The 14,981-nt window shown below is 59.7% G+C and carries 15 protein-coding genes; 6 read left to right on the top strand and 9 right to left on the bottom strand.

The annotated features are described in order from the left end of the window. The 6 genes from B3873_RS05445 to B3873_RS05420 all read left to right on the top strand — a co-directional run. On the top strand, positions 1 to 2,411 hold a 2,411-nt coding region (locus B3873_RS05445; RefSeq protein WP_286864493.1), incomplete at its 5' end, for a hemagglutinin repeat-containing protein. Between the two features lies 1 nt (position 2,412). After that, entirely contained in the window at positions 2,413 to 2,802 is a 390-nt protein-coding gene (locus B3873_RS05440) for an Imm41 family immunity protein (RefSeq protein ID WP_286864492.1), read from the top strand. A 13-nt stretch (positions 2,803 to 2,815) separates the two neighbouring features. Then, on the top strand, positions 2,816 to 3,199 hold the full coding sequence (locus B3873_RS05435) for an Imm41 family immunity protein (protein WP_286864491.1): 384 nt from the start codon (positions 2,816 to 2,818) through the stop codon (positions 3,197 to 3,199). A gap of 133 nt (positions 3,200 to 3,332) precedes the next feature. Beyond that, complete coding sequence (locus B3873_RS05430) at positions 3,333 to 4,223, top strand: hypothetical protein (protein ID WP_286864489.1); 891 nt, start codon at positions 3,333 to 3,335, stop codon at positions 4,221 to 4,223. 84 nt (positions 4,224 to 4,307) lie between these two features. Beyond that, positions 4,308 to 5,192, top strand: a complete 885-nt coding sequence (locus tag B3873_RS05425; RefSeq protein WP_286864488.1) for a hypothetical protein — start codon at positions 4,308 to 4,310, stop codon at positions 5,190 to 5,192. A 28-nt stretch (positions 5,193 to 5,220) separates the two neighbouring features. After that, positions 5,221 to 5,592, top strand: a complete 372-nt coding sequence (locus B3873_RS05420) for a hypothetical protein (RefSeq protein WP_286864487.1) — start codon at positions 5,221 to 5,223, stop codon at positions 5,590 to 5,592. 46 nt (positions 5,593 to 5,638) lie between these two features. Here B3873_RS05420 and B3873_RS05415 read toward each other — a convergent pair whose 3' ends face one another. The 9 genes from B3873_RS05415 to B3873_RS05375 form a co-directional block, all read right to left on the bottom strand. Beyond that, entirely contained in the window at positions 5,639 to 6,547 is a 909-nt protein-coding gene (locus tag B3873_RS05415; RefSeq protein WP_088755573.1) for a hydroxymethylglutaryl-CoA lyase, read from the bottom strand. 52 nt (positions 6,548 to 6,599) lie between these two features. Further along, on the bottom strand, positions 6,600 to 7,109 hold the full coding sequence (locus B3873_RS05410; RefSeq protein WP_286864486.1) for a YbaK/EbsC family protein: 510 nt from the start codon (positions 7,107 to 7,109) through the stop codon (positions 6,600 to 6,602). A 98-nt stretch (positions 7,110 to 7,207) separates the two neighbouring features. After that, positions 7,208 to 8,137 carry an MBL fold metallo-hydrolase gene (locus tag B3873_RS05405; RefSeq protein ID WP_286864485.1) on the bottom strand — a complete coding sequence of 310 codons (930 nt, stop codon included), beginning with the start codon at positions 8,135 to 8,137 and terminating at the stop codon, positions 7,208 to 7,210. A 10-nt stretch (positions 8,138 to 8,147) separates the two neighbouring features. After that, positions 8,148 to 10,163: an acetyl/propionyl/methylcrotonyl-CoA carboxylase subunit alpha gene (locus tag B3873_RS05400; protein ID WP_286864484.1), complete on the bottom strand. Its 2,016-nt coding sequence runs from the start codon at positions 10,161 to 10,163 to the stop codon at positions 8,148 to 8,150. 22 nt (positions 10,164 to 10,185) lie between these two features. Further along, on the bottom strand, positions 10,186 to 11,820 hold the full coding sequence (locus tag B3873_RS05395; RefSeq protein WP_276840566.1) for a carboxyl transferase domain-containing protein: 1,635 nt from the start codon (positions 11,818 to 11,820) through the stop codon (positions 10,186 to 10,188). An 80-nt stretch (positions 11,821 to 11,900) separates the two neighbouring features. Continuing rightward, positions 11,901 to 12,317, bottom strand: a complete 417-nt coding sequence (locus B3873_RS05390; protein ID WP_034339977.1) for a YchJ family protein — start codon at positions 12,315 to 12,317, stop codon at positions 11,901 to 11,903. Further along, positions 12,317 to 12,919 (bottom strand): 2-hydroxychromene-2-carboxylate isomerase, encoded by a 603-nt coding sequence (locus B3873_RS05385; protein WP_286864479.1) that lies wholly within the window; start codon positions 12,917 to 12,919, stop codon positions 12,317 to 12,319. Before B3873_RS05385 ends, B3873_RS05390 begins: the two co-directional genes overlap by 1 nt. Before the next feature lie 41 nt (positions 12,920 to 12,960). Further along, the gene (locus B3873_RS05380) at positions 12,961 to 14,145 is read right to left on the bottom strand and encodes an isovaleryl-CoA dehydrogenase (RefSeq protein WP_286864477.1); all 1,185 of its coding nucleotides are present in this window, start codon (positions 14,143 to 14,145) and stop codon (positions 12,961 to 12,963) included. Between the two features lie 113 nt (positions 14,146 to 14,258). Continuing rightward, the gene (locus B3873_RS05375; protein ID WP_008333608.1) at positions 14,259 to 14,672 is read right to left on the bottom strand and encodes a MerR family transcriptional regulator; all 414 of its coding nucleotides are present in this window, start codon (positions 14,670 to 14,672) and stop codon (positions 14,259 to 14,261) included. Between the last annotated feature and the right edge of the window lie 309 nt (positions 14,673 to 14,981).

Raw genomic sequence — 14,981 nt, 5'->3', positions numbered from 1 at the left:
GCAGCAGCCAAGGCAGATCGGAGCAGATTAACCAGACGGTGCGCGGCTCAAGCGTATCGGCAGGCGGAAGCCTCGCTATCACTGCCAATGGCGAGGGTGGTGACGGCAACATCCTCGTCCAGGGCAGTGACATCAAGGCGGGCGTGGACGCTACGCTGAAGGCTGCCAATGAGGTCCGGCTGATGGCAGCGCAGGAGACATCGGAGCAACACAGCCGCAACAGCGGTGCGTCGGGATCGGTCGGATTTTCCATTGGGACTGACGGCTTGCTCTTCACGGCAAGCGCCTCCGGCAATCGTGGCAAGGGCGATGGCGAAGAGGTCAGGCAGGTCAACTCTCACGTCGATGCAGGTAACAAGCTCAGTGTCGCCTCGGGCAGCGATACGACCATCAGCGGTGCGGTCTTGCGGGCACGGCAGGTGGAATTTGACGTGGGCACGAGTGGCCAGGGCAACCTGAATATCGCCAGCCAGCAGGACACCAGCACTTACCAGAGCCGCCAGCAAAGCCTGGGCGGCAGTGTCTCGGTGGGCATGGGGAAGATGGGTGGCAGCGCCAGCTACAGCCAGTCGAAGGTCAACAGCGACTATGCCAGCGTCATCGAACAGTCAGGGGTCAAGGCCGGTGATGGTGGCTTCCAGGTCAATGTGCGCGGCAATACGGACCTGAAGGGTGGCTTGATTGCCAGCAGCGAACAGGCCGCTGCGGAGAACAAGAACCGCGTGACCACGAGGACCCTGACCCAGAGTGACATCGAAAATCGCGCGAGTTATGAAGCGCAGAGCATCGGCATCAGTGGCGGCTACAGCACGGGCAAGGATGGCGGTTTGTCTGCGCTGCCACCGCTGGTCGTTGGTGCCAGTGAAAGTGCATCAAGCACGACCCGCAGCGGAATCAGCGGCGGCGTCATCAGGATCACAGATGAGAAGCAGCAGCAGGCGCTGACGGGCAAGACGGCAGAGCAGACCGTGGCCTCGGTGAATCGGGAGGTAAGCAGCAGCAAGGAGGGGAGCAATGCGCTCAAGCCGATCTTTGACAAGGAGGAGATAGAGAATCGGACGGCCATTGCGGGGGCCTTTACGCGGGAGTTGGGAAGCTTCCTGAACAACCGGGCGAAGGAGGCGGATGAGGCCAAGCGCAAGTTGGACGATGCGATAGCGGAGGAGCGGAGCAAGCCGCTTGAGCAACGTGACGAAGTCAGATTGCGGGGCCTGACGGAGCAGTATCTCGATGCCGAAAAGTGGTCTTCGGGCGGTACGTATCGTCGGTATGCGACGGCGATTGCAGGTGCGGTGACAGGCAATCTGAGTGCATCTTCATCGCAGTTCATCCAGGCGGCGGCCATCAATTATCTGCAAGGGCTGGGCGCAGAACAGGTCAAGAGGATCGCTGACGACCTGCAGAGTGAGGCCGCCCGATCCGCCTTGCAGGGCATCCTGGGATGCGCTGGTGCCATGGCCAAGGAGGCAGCGTGTGCCGCAGGTGCGCTAGGCGCATCGGCGGGTACCGTCATCAACGCGCTGCTGCAGTCCGCGGACCGGCCGGGCAGTCAGGAGAAGGAGTCGCGCACGAATCTGGTGACCAGCATCGTGGCTGGGATTGCGACGGCTGCCGGAAGCAAAGCGAATCCGACGGCCACGCTCGCCGCCCAGCTGGAGGCAGAAAACAATGCCTTGGGGGTGAGCTACTCCAAACAATTCCTGAACAAGATCAGGGCTTGCGACGCATCGCAGGGGGCGTGCTTTTCCGAGCTGAAGGAAGACGCTGCGAAGCAAAGAAAATTGTTTACGGAGCAGTTGGAGAAGGGGTGCAGCGGAGCGGCGGCGACTCCCTATGCCTGTGAGGCGGTGATGAGCTCGGGGCAGGCTGCGCTCAGTGATCTTGCTCATGCGCTGTACTTCGCGAAGACGGGGGATCAAAAAGCGTACGTCAAGGCGCTGATTGTCGAACAGACCTTGGATATGGATCGGCAATATCCCAATCTGGCGGCGTTGGGGGAGAGGGCTGGTTTTCTGGATCAGCTGGCTTTGCAATTGCAGCAGATGTGGGCGGATGTTGGGCCTGCAGGTGTCGGACTGAGTGGTTCTGGGCAATCGGCAGTCGCCAATATCAAGAGGGCTCGTGGAAATGACAGCAGCAGAGGTCCCCACCAGACCGAAAGGAAGCTGCCGGAGCCATACTTCAAAGACACTAAAGAAGCAGCAGCGGCGGCACACGAATTAGGATTCGTGAAAATAAGTGAGGCAGTAAATAGACAAGCCGTTTTTAGAAAGGGAAAGCTCTACATTACGAGAGACGTGGACGGGCACATTGGCGGTGCGTGGAAGATGGCAACTTCAGTTAGAAATCTCCAAAGTAAGCAGACGCGCCTAGGTACTTACGATAGCAAGTTGAATAGGATTGGTGACTAAAATGGGACAACGGTATAAAAATTTATTTCGCAACCTCCCTGGCAATGACAGTTGGGAAGGAAGCTTTTACGAGAGGCTCGTCGAGTATGGGATATGGGATGAGCAAGAGTTTTGGAAATTTCATAAGGATCTCATAGACATAGCGAAACTGATGAAGCACCGAAAAGTAGAGTGGGATATCGCAACGGCCGTTGTTCGTCTGTACGTAAAGATTGCATCTCTTATTTCTTCGCACTTCAATGCCAATGATATTTTCAAGATACAAAATCTTTCTGATTCCGAGATTTTGGAATTCTATGAGCGGTTGGACTTGGCTGTGGTCGGCGCATTTTCGGGCGAGATTTTGGACGAGAGTCGCTTTGATCTTAGAAATCCATTTATTGATGGATAAGAAGGGGAAATAGATGGATATCTGCAGCGCGAATTTGTACCGAAATCTCCCTGGCAGCCAAGATTGGGAGGGTAGCTTTTACGAAAGACTGGTTGAGTACGGTGTTTGGGATGACGCTGAATTCTGGAAGCTTCATTCCGATCTCATTCATATTGCTCAGGCGATTGATAGTGACACCATTGAAAGAGAGATCGCATTAGCCGTTATGCGTCTGTATATCAAAATTTCTTCGCTCATCTCGGCTCACTTTCGTCCGAACGATATCTATAGCATTGAGGACCTTAGTGAACTTCAAATTTCGGCGCGCAAAGAAAGACTAGACCTGGCGGTCATTGGAGTCTTTTCCGGCGAGATATTGGGCGAAGAACGGTTTGATCTGAGAAACCCACTGCTGTGACCATTGCTGATCTCAGAAGAGGATCTTCTTGAAGTGTTCGACAAACGGAGAAATTTAAATCTTTTCTTAATTTGGATGGAACACGCAATGAGGATAAGACAAATGCTGCCAAAACGCAGAGGAGAAGACTGAGATGATAGATATACGCAGAATGGATTTGATTAAAGAAGTATTTCAGGACTTGTCCAAAAATCGGCAACTGCTGCGGATGGAAATAAATGATGACAATGATGGCAATGAAAGATCGATCGTGTATCTCAACTACGATTTTTCGCTGAGCGAGAAGCTGAAAATTGAACTGTCGAACCTAATTCACTATTTTCAAATGTATCGACGTGCTCTTGGCGAACACGATCGATTGGCGGCCTTATTCATGATCACCTGCGCTGGCGATCTGGCCCGGACGCTCTCGGATGTGTTCGGTGGTATTGAGGACGCTATTGATAAAGTGATGTACAGGGATCTGAGGTTCTCTTGGCCATCTGTGCCCGAGGGATACAAGATTCCCCAGCCATTGCTGGTGGCCGCCAAGGAAAAATTGAAGTGTATGGCGGATTTTGGCAGTGCGGCCGATCACGACGTACTGATGTTCTGGGAAAGCTCAGGAGGAAAACTTGAGGTGGTGAAAAAAGATAGCGTCGATGTCATTCGTAAGACATTTATTGAATCGGCCGAAAGCATCGGTGTATCGAGAAAGGAAATGAATGAAAGTATGGATGAGAATAATCATTTCGAATGGTGTATTGACTATCGGCGCTGCCTGGGAGCGCAGCTGGAGGTAGATCTTGATGAACTTCTTCTCTTCCTTGAAGCTCATCGGATCGCGATCCAGCAGAACGATCAGTTGGCGGCGTACATAGCGCTCCTTTATTGTGGAATCCATGTCCAGAACGTTTCCGGCTTTTTTCTAAACATTAAGGACGAGGTTGATAGGGTCGCTGTTCTTGATAAAAGATTTTCGTGGCCTTGCATACCAGACGGCTACGAACTTCCTAAACATTTTGGTTTGTCACCCCATTCTTGATAGGCAGGATTTTCTCCGCGTATTTTTTCAACTGAAAAAGAGCATCTGTGGCTATCGTTCAGTTCTGAATTGCTCGCAACCAAAATGAACACCATCATAAATTTAGATATCGTCCAGACTATTTTTTTGTCACTAGTTCAATCCGTTGGTTTGACTAAAGACGAGATCATGTCAGAGAGAGACGAGAACGCACAATATTGCTGGTTCATCGACCAGGATGTATCAATGAATTCAACTTTCTGTCAGGACTTGCGAGCGCTAGTCTCTTTGGTTGAATTCTTCAACAGATCAAGGGTTTTCGGTGATGATGTGACTGCCTGTTGCGCGCTGATGCGGGCGGGCTTTGATGCGCTTAGATTGTCTAGTCTCTTCAAAGATATATGTAGCGATGTTGATAAGGTTTTATGCAGAGATAAAAGATTCTCTTGGCCATCCCTCCCGGAGGGATACCAGATACCTCAGCATTTTGTGACCGCTGGCGCTGATGCAATGAAGCGCCTGAATTGCCTTGATGAAGCGACTGGCCGCGACGGACTGATGCTCTGGAAAAGCGCAACAAGAGAAATTGAAGTGATGGAAAAGGATCGCATCGATGCAATCATGAAGACGCTTATCGAAATGGCTGAAGGCATAGGGGTCACGCGAGAAGAAATGGATAAAGCGAAGGATGAAAATGATCATTTCGAATGGCGTATTGACTACAACTCCTCACTGGGTGAGCGTCTGGAGCGATATCTTGACCAGCTCTTGCTCAGCGTAGAGGTCCACCGTATTGCTACTCACAGGAGTGACCAGCTGGCCGCTTACCAGGCCCTCAAAGATGTTGGAACTCATGCCCGATCGATATCGGAGTTATTCGGAGATATCAAGGCTGATGCGCATAAGGTCAGCATTTTCGATAAAAGATTTGCTTGGCCAGATATCCCTGATGACTACAGATTTCCAGAACATCTGGTGACGAGCCGCTAACGCCCCAACATAAACTCGAAAGCGACACATGGAAAAGTCCCAATGTTTCGGACTTTGGAAAGAGCACTGCGGAGAGGAATTTCCATCGCTGCGAGAAGTGCCACACGACATTCTCTCGTCGTCCGATGCGATGAAGGTAGCGGACTATCTTGATGGCTGCCCCGTCTGGATTGCTTCCCCGGGAATGGTCATGTCCTGCGTGAATTCAGACGAGGTGGCAGGTACCCTGTCTCTGAGGACGAACGGAAAATGGGCGTGGCAAGACACGATGGCCCATTACGTGCGCCGCTTGCGCATCAGTCCGCCCATCCAATTTTTATACGATATCAAGAACGGGCACGCTGCTATCCCATTGGAAAGTGAATTAGAGATCCACGCGATGCACTTCCCGGATTTTTGAATGCTTATGCTGGAACAACGAGGCGCAGCAAGACCAGCGCCCCGTCTCACCCCACCCGCTTAGCCGCCAACGCATTCCCCACCCTGCTCACCGACTTGCGCCCCAGCTGCTGCGAGATGAACTGTCCTGCCTCGGCCACCGCATCCAGATCGATCCCGGTCTCGATCCCGAGCCCGTTCATCATGTACAGCACATCCTCGGTCGCCACATTCCCGGTCGCGCCCTTGGCATACGGGCATCCCCCCAGCCCCGCCACCGACGCGTGATAGATGCTGATGCCCGTCTGCAGACTGGCATAGATATTGGCCAGCGCCTGCCCATAGGTATCGTGGAAGTGACCCGACAAGCCTTCGATATGGAATTCACGGATCGCCGTCTCCATCACCGGCCGCACCTTGCCCGGCGTGGCCACGCCGATGGTGTCGGCGATGTCGATCTCGTCACAGCCCAGCTCGCGGAAACGCCGCACCACGTCGGCCACCGCATCCAGCGGGACTTCCCCCTGGTACGGACAGCCGAACGCGCAACTCACCGCCGCACGCAGGCGCTTGCGGTGGTCCTTGGCGGCCTTGGCCACTTCGGCAAAACGTTCGATGGATTCGGCAATGGAGCAATTGATGTTCTTCTGCGAGAAGGCCTCCGAGGCCGCCCCGAAAATCACCACCTCATCCACCCCCGCCTCCAGCGCCGCCTCGAAGCCCTTCATGTTGGGCACCAGCGCGGAATACACCACGCCCGGCTTGCGGGTGATGCCGTGCATCACCTCGCTGGAAGTGGCCATCTGCGGCACCCACTTGGGCGAGACGAAAGAAGCCGCCTCCACATTCGGAAACCCCGCCGCCGAAAGCCGGTTGACCAGCTCGATCTTGACCTCGGCGGAAATGGTTTCCTTCTCGTTCTGCAAACCGTCGCGCGGTCCGACTTCAACGATCTTCACTTTCTTGGGCAGGCTCATCATGCGGGTCTCCGTTGGGGTTGTTGTAATGCGTGGATGGCTGTCGAACAGTTCAGCTGGCCGCCGGCGCGGCATCGAGCCGCACATCGGCCACCGTGCCGCCGGTCATCTTCTCCAGCTGCGCGGCCGTGAGGTTGAAGACGGCATGCGGATGGCCGGCCGCCGCCCAGACACTGTCAAAGTTGAACAGGTCTTGATCGATCAGCATCACCGGCTTGACTACGTGACCGATGGGGCAGACGCCGCCGATGGCATAACCGGTCGTGTCCCGCACGAACCTGGCGTCGGCCTTGCCGAGCGGACCGGTCAGGGCGGTGACCTTGGCTTCGTCCACCCGGTTGGCACCGCTGGCAATGACCAGCACCGGCGCACCGTCAGCTACGCGCCGGAAGATGATGGACTTGGCAATCTCGGCCACGCTGCAGCCCACGGCCGCAGCCGCTTCGGCAGAGGTGCGGCCGGTCGAGGGCAGCATCGTGACCGGTTTGTCATGGCCCATCGCCGCCAGCAGGTCGGCAACACGTTGGGCGGAAGAGGGCAGGGCGGCAGCAGGTTCGTTCATGGCGTTCATGGCGTTTGACTAGGAGGCGCAAGGCCGGCAGCAGGACAAGCCTGAAATGATAACAGCACCCCCGCTCCCTCTGCCGCGCAGGCCCGCATTCAGCGATCCAGCAGGAACACGCCATCGCTGGCGGCGGCGCCCGCCTTCTGCAGTTGCGCTACGCACCAGTCGGCCAGGGCCGCATCGTTCATCTGCAGGAAGCGCGCATTGGTGATGCGCAACAAGGGGATCTCCCGCATCATCGCCGGCAAGTCCGCCAGTGCAATGCGGCCACGTTCGAGCAGCAGGAATTTCACCAGGACCTTGATGCCATTGTGCGCATTGCGCAGCGGATCGGCCTGCAGATAATCCAGCCGCGAGAAGGCCTTTTCCAGCGCATCGTCCACCTCCGTGAAAGGCGCGCCATGGCCGGGAATCACGATGCGCACATCGAGGCTGCGGATCAGCTCCAGCGTGGCGCGCGCCTCCTCGAAACCGGATTCGCCATCCAGCTCCGGGAAGATGATCCCGAAGCCATTGCGCCACAAGGCATCCGCCGAGATCAGCACACCCTCCTGCGCGCAATACAGCAGCAGCGCATGCGGGTCATGGCCGGGCGCGGCCAGGGCGGTCCAGTCGAGATCACCCAGGCGCAGCACGTCGCCGCTGCGGATCACCTGATCGTGCGTAAAGCGTGGACAGCGCTGGCCGGTGGCGCGGTAGCTCAGGGCGTCTTCGTCCCAGCGGCGGACCTTGGCATCCTCGGCAGCCGGGATGGCAATGCGGCAGCCATAGGCGGCGTGCAGGGCGGCATTGCCGCCGCAGTGGTCCGAATGCAGATGGGTATTGAGCAGCACATCGAGCCGCTCAGGCCCGCGCTGGTGCAGGACGTGGCGCACCAGGGTCTGCGTCTGTTCGGCATGGGCAACGTAGCCGCTGTCGATCATGGCGACTTCATCGCGGCCGAACAGCAGCACGTTGTTGGATGACAGCCAGCCCCGCTCCAGCACGTGCAGCGAGGGGGGCAGGTGCAGTACGGACGTGTTCACGGTGCGCTGCTCACGCGGCCTTGAAGTCCAGCAGCTGCGCACCTTCGGCCACCTGGTCGCCAACCGTGTAGCGCAGCGCTTCCACGATGCCGGCCGAGGGTGCGGCGATGGTGTGTTCCATCTTCATGGCTTCCATGATCAGCAGCGGCGTGCCTTGCGTCACGCTCGCCCCCTGGTCCACCAGCAGCGCGACGATCTTGCCGGGCATGGGTGCGGTCAGGCGTCCGCCCTCGGCCTCGGTGTGGCCTGCATGGGCCATCGGGTCGAGCAGGCGCAGGCTGTGCTGGCTGCGGCCATCGAAGAGGTGCAGCTCTTCACCTTCCCAGGCCACATCCGCTTGCAGGGTACGGCCGTCCAGGGAGATGCGCACGCTGTCGGTGTTGGCCGCATGCAGGGCCAGCGTGTGCGTGTTGCCGCCGATCTGCAATTGCCATTGCCGGCCGTCGCCGGCGTAGTCGATCCGGACTTCGCTGTTGCCTGAGTCATCCTCGAAATTCAGGCTGCGCTGCAGGCGGGTATTGAGACGCCAGCCGCTGGTTTGTGCCCAGGGATCGCGGCTGTCCTGATGGCGCTGCTCCTGTTGCAGCAGGGCAGCGGTGGCCAGCGCCAGCGTGTCGGCCGTGGGCGCAGCCGGGGCAGGGAAGAGCGCGTCGCGGTGACGTTCGATCAGGCCGGTATCGAGATCGGCCGTCGCAAATGCCTGGCCTGCAATCAGCCGCTGCAGGAAGCCGATGTTGGTCGCCAGTCCGACCACCTGGTATTGCGCCAGCGCACGCGCCATGTTGCGCAGGGCCGCATCACGGTCCGCACCCCAGACGATGAGCTTGGCGATCATCGGATCATAGAAGGGCGAGATGGCATCGCCCTCGCGCACACCGGCATCGATGCGCACGGGCGCCGGTTGCGTGGCGCCGGGTGCGGCCAGCGTGAATTCCACTGCAGGGGCGCTGCGCATGCGGGTGAGCGTGCCGATGGCGGGGAGGAAGCCTTTCTCGGGATTCTCCGCATAGATGCGCGCCTCGATGGCATGGCCCTGAATGCGTAACTGCTCCTGCTTCAGCGGCAGCGGTTCGCCCGAGGCGACGCGCAATTGCCACTCCACCAGGTCCAGTCCGGTAATCATTTCCGTGACGGGGTGCTCGACCTGCAGGCGCGTGTTCATCTCCATGAAGTAGAAACTGCCATCCTGGTTGGCGATGAATTCCACCGTGCCGGCACCGACGTAGCCAACCGCACGGGCAGCCGCAACGGCCGCCTCACCCATGGCGGCGCGGCGGCCGCAACTCATGCCGGGGGCCGGGGCTTCTTCCAGCACCTTCTGGTGGCGGCGTTGCACCGAGCAGTCGCGCTCGAAGAGATAGACGCAATTGCCATGGCCATCGGCAAAGACCTGGATTTCGATATGGCGCGGACGGGTCAGGTATTTCTCCACCAGCACGCGGTCATCGCCAAAGCTGGAGATCGCCTCGCGCTTGCAGGAGGCCAGTGCCGCCTCGAAATCTTCACTGCGTTCGACCACGCGCATGCCCTTGCCACCGCCACCGGCGCTGGCCTTGAGCAGCACCGGGTAGCCGATGCGGTCGGCTTCCGCGCGTAAAAAATCGCTCTCCTGGCGCTCGCCGTGATAGCCCGGCACCAGCGGTACGGCGGCCTTTTCCATCAAGGCCTTGGCAGCGGATTTGGAGCCCATGGCATCGATGGCCGAGGCCGGCGGGCCGATGAAGACCAGGCCGGCATCGGCGCAGGCCTGGGCGAATCCGGCGTTCTCCGACAGGAAACCGTAGCCCGGGTGAATCGCCTGCGCACCCGTGGCGAGTGCGGCGGCGATGATCTTGTCGGCGCAGAGATAGCTTTCCTTGGCCGGGGCCGGGCCCAGGTGGACGCTCTCGTCGCAGGCGGCCACGTGCTTGGCCTGCGCATCGGCGTCGGAATAGACGGCCACGGTGGCGATACCCAGGCGGCGGGCCGTGGCGGCCACGCGGCAGGCGATTTCGCCGCGATTGGCGATCAGGATCTTGGTGAACATGGTGTCTCCTCGGTGGCGCGCTTCAGATGCGGAAGACGCCGAATCGGGTCTCTTCGATGGGTGCGTTCAGGGCGGCCGACAATCCCAGCGCCAATACCTGGCGGGTATCGGCAGGATCGATCACGCCGTCGTCCCACAGGCGTGCCGAGGCGTAATACGGATGGCCCTGGGTTTCATATTGGGCGCGGATGGGCTCCTTGAAGGCGGCTTCCTCTTCGGCGCTCCAACTGCCGCCGCGCGTTTCGATGCCATCGCGCTTGACGGTGGCCAGCACGCTGGCGGCCTGCTCGCCGCCCATCACCGAGATGCGCGCATTGGGCCACATCCACAGGAAGCGCGGCGAGAAGGCGCGGCCGCACATGCCATAGTTGCCCGCACCGAAACTGCCGCCGATGATGACGGTGAGTTTGGGCACTTTGGCGGTGGAGACGGCCGTGACCATTTTTGCACCATGGCGCGCAATGCCCTCGTTCTCGGCCTTCTTGCCGACCATGAAGCCAGTGATGTTCTGCAGGAAGATCAGCGGGATCTTGCGCTGGCAGCACAGTTCGATGAAGTGCGTGCCCTTCTCGGCCGCCTCCGAAAACAGGATGCCGTTGTTGGCGATGATGCCCACCGGCATGCCGTGCAGGTGCGCGAAACCGCACACCAGCGTGGTGCCGTAGCGCGCTTTGAATTCATCGAACTCGCTGCCGTCGACGATTCGGGCGATGACCTCGCGCACATCGAAGGGCTTGCGCGTATCGGTCGGGATCACGCCATACAGTTCCTGCGCCGGATACCTGGGTTCGACACTCTCGCGTAGCGCCAGCTGCTGCGGCTTGCGGCGGTTGAGGTGGCTGACGATGTTGCGCGCGATGGCCAGCGCATGGGTGTCGTCCTGGGCCAGGTGATCGGCCACGCCCGAGAGGCGCGTGTGGACGTCGCCGCCGCCCAGTTCTTCAGCCGTCACCACTTCACCGGTGGCCGCTTTGACCAGCGGTGGCCCGGCCAGGAAGATGGTGGCCTGTTCCTTGACGATGATGGACTCATCGCTCATGGCCGGCACATACGCGCCGCCTGCGGTGCAGGAGCCCATCACCACCGCGATCTGCGGAATCCCCTTGGCCGACAGGTTGGCCTGGTTGTAGAAGATGCGGCCGAAGTGATCGCGGTCGGGGAAGACCTCATCCTGGTTGGGCAGATTGGCCCCGCCGCTGTCGACCAGATAGATGCAGGGCAGGTGATTGAATTCGGCGATCTCCTGGGCGCGCAGGTGCTTCTTGGCCGTCATCGGATAGTAGGTGCCGCCCTTGACGGTGGCATCGTTGCAGACGATCACGCACTCCTGCCCGGCCACGCGGCCGATGCCGGTGATGATGCCGGCCGAGGGCGCCGCATCTTTCAGGTTGCCTTCGCGGTCTTTCTCGCGGTACATGCCGTAGGCGGCCAGTTGCGAGAATTCCAGGAAGGGCGTGCCGGGGTCCAGCAGCATCTGCACCCGGTCGCGCGGCAGCAGCTTGCCGCGTGCCACGTGCTTCTCGCGCGCGGCCTGGCCGCCGCCTTCGGCGATGGCCGCCACCTTCTGGCGCAGGTCGTCGACGATGCGCTGCATGGCATCGCGGTTGTGCTGGAATTCCTCGCTGCGCGGGTTGAGCTTGCTTTCAATCTGCGGCATGGTTTGGTCTCTCTGTTCAGTTTCTTGTTGTGCTGTCGGCCGCACCGGTGCTGGCGCAGCGGGGCATGGTGCAGAAAACGTCAGTCCTCCGGGAAGCGCCCGTCCACGTAATACCAGCGGGCCTGGCCACTGTCGTCAGGCTGGCGCACGAAGTTGCTGATCTCGTGCAGGCGGTGCGCTTTGCCACCCACCTTGAAGCGCGCCACGAACTCGACGGTCGCTTCATCGCTGCCGCTGGCGTGCTGGTGTTTCTTGATGTCCAGGCCGATCCACTTGACGTCGGTTTCGCTGGTCAGTTCTTCTTCCGGCAGGGTGTCCGGGAACCAGGTCGCGCGCAGGTAGGCTTCGTCGCGCAGGGCGAAGGCGGTATAGCGCGAGCGCATCAGCAGCTCGGCCGTGGCCGGCACCTGGCCACCGGTGATGAAGCGGCCACAGCATTTCTCGAAGCTGGGCTGGCCGCAGGGGCAGGGGCCGGACTTGTCTTTCTTGGTGCTCATCAGATCTTTCCGTTCTTGAGGAAGGCTTCCAGCTGGGTGAAGCGGTCGAAGCCCCAGAATTGTTCGCCATCGACGATCATGAAGGGCGAGCCGAAGACGCCAGCCTTGCCGGCGGCTTCGGTGGCTGCGCGCAGCTGCTCCTTCAGTTCGGGCGTACCCAGCGCCGTTTCCAGTGCTTCGCGGTCGATGCCGTTGTCGGCGGCGATGCGCAGCACGTTTTCGGGCACGCTGATGTCGATGTCTTCGGTGAAATAGGCGCTGTACAAGGTCTTGATCAGGTCCACCGCCTTGGCCGGCTGGGTCTGCTGCACCCACAGCGTGGCACGCGCAGCCACTTGCGTGCCGATGGGGAACTGGCTCGGGGCCTTGTAGAAGATATTGTGGAAGCGCGCGGTGCGCTCCATGTCGTGACGCGAGTAGTCGCCCTTGACCGGAATGTTGGCCAGCGAATTGGTGCCCAGTGCCTTGAAGATGGGCCCCAGCAGGATGGGATGCCAGTTGACGCTGCGGCTGTATTTCGCGGCCAGCTTGTCGATCTCGACCGCAGCGAAGTAGCCGTAGGGCGAGCTGAAGTCGAAGTAGAAATCGATGGGTGTGCTCATGATGTCCGTTGTGTTTTAAGTTTGAAAAGAGGGGAGGGCGCTTACAGCGTATCGGCAAACAGTTCGCGGCCGATCAGCATGCGGCGGATCTCGCTGGTGCCGGCACCGATTTCGTAGAGCTTGGCATCGCGCCACAGGCGGCCCACGGGATATTCGTTGATGTAGCCATTGCCGCCCAGCGACTGGATTGCTTCACCCGCCATCCAGGTGGCCTTCTCGGCCGAGTAGAGGATGGCGCCGGCGGCGTCCTTGCGCAGGGCGCGTACCTTGTCCGCGCTGTCAGCACGGTCACAGGCCTGGCCGACCGCATAGACGTAGGCCTTGCAGGCCATCATGGTGGAATACATGTCGGCCAGCTTGCCTTGCATGAGCTGGAATTCGCCGATGGCCTGGCCGAACTGCTTGCGGTCATGCACATACGGCACCACCACATCCATGCAGGCCTGCATGATGCCCAGCGGACCACCGGAGAGCACGCTGCGCTCGAAGTCCAGGCCCGACATCAGCACGTTGACGCCACGGCCGACGCCGCCCAGCACGTTTTCTTCGGGGACTTCGCAATCCTGGAACACCAGTTCACCGGTGTGGGAACCGCGCATGCCGAGCTTGTCCAGTTTCTGCGCGACGGAAAATCCTTTATATCCTTTCTGTACCAGGAAGGCGGTCATGCCGCGCGCACCGGCGTCGAGATCGGTCTTGGCATAGACCACCAGCACGTCGGCATCGGGGCCGTTGGTGATCCACATCTTGCTGCCGTTGAGCACGTAGCGGTCGCCCTTCTTGTCGGCGCGCAGTTTCATGCTCACCACATCCGAGCCGGCATTGGGTTCGGACATGGCCAGCGCGCCGATGAAGTCGCCCGAGATCAGCTTGGGCAGGTACTTGCGCTTCTGCTCTTCATTGCCGTTGCGCTTGATCTGGTTCACGCAGAGGTTGGAGTGCGCACCGTAGGAGAGGCCCACCGACGCCGAGGCGCGCGAGATTTCTTCCATCGCGATGATGTGCGCCAGGTAGCCCAGTCCGGCACCGCCGTATTCCTCGCCGACGGTGATGCCCAGCACGCCCAGGTCGCCCAGCTTCTTCCACAGGTCCATGGGGAACTGGTCGCTGCGGTCGATCTCGGCTGCGCGCGGGGCGATCTCCGTTTGGGCGAAGGCGGCAACCGCTTCACGCAGGGCGGCGATGTCTTCGCCATGGTCGAAATTGAGGCCGGGCAGGTGGATCATGGGTGTCTCCTCGTTGGGTGTTTGGGGAATTCTTGTTGTGATGTGGAACGATTGCTGTTGCTTGACGTTAACGTCAATGAAGACGGTCTGTGCGTTGCGAAATGCCGTTTGCGTCAGGCCGCTACCGCCTTGCGTTTGCTCTTCGGTTTGGCATCGGCCAGCAATTGCCGGCATTCCTCTTCGTGGGCGGCGATTTCGGAGAGGGTCAGTTCGAGGTCTTCGCGCTGCTGTTCCAGTTTTTCGCGATGCTGTTGCAGCAGGCCCAGGAAGCGCTGCAGCTGCGGCTGCGTATCCTTGGGCGATTCGTACATGTCGATCAGGTCCTTGATTTCGGCCAGCGTGAAGCCCAGGCGCTTGCCGCGCAGCGTGAGCTTCAGGCGTGTGCGTTCACGCGCCGGATAGACGCGATGCCGGCCGCCCACGCCTTCGCGCTTGGGGTTGAGGATGCCGTGGTCTTCGTAGAACCGGATCGCGCGCGGCGTGATCGCGAATTCTTCCGCCAGTTCGGTGATGGTGTAGGTAGGCATGGACGGGATGGTTTGGGTTGGTCTGGCACTTTACGTTAACGTAAAGTATATTGTGCCCTGTCGTCCAGCAAAAAATGCAGGGCTGGTGCGACGCCTTTGACTCCCCTCACGATGATCGCCAGGCTTACTGATGAACGCTCTTGAATCCCAGCTCGACTACGCCTTCGGCGACACCCTGCCCGACACCGGCCACACCATGGAGGTGGCACCGGGCGTGCGCTGGCTGCGCATGGGGCTGCCCTTTGCCCTGAATCACATCAACCTGTGGCTGCTGCAAGACGAGCTCGACACCCCGCAAGGCCGCCAGCT

It is taken from the genome of Herbaspirillum sp. UBA812 (assembly GCF_002296545.1).
Taxonomy (GTDB): domain Bacteria; phylum Pseudomonadota; class Gammaproteobacteria; order Burkholderiales; family Burkholderiaceae_D; genus Herbaspirillum; species Herbaspirillum huttiense.
Note: the sequence above shows the minus strand (reverse complement) of the source record. Positions and strands in the feature narration are given on the sequence as shown.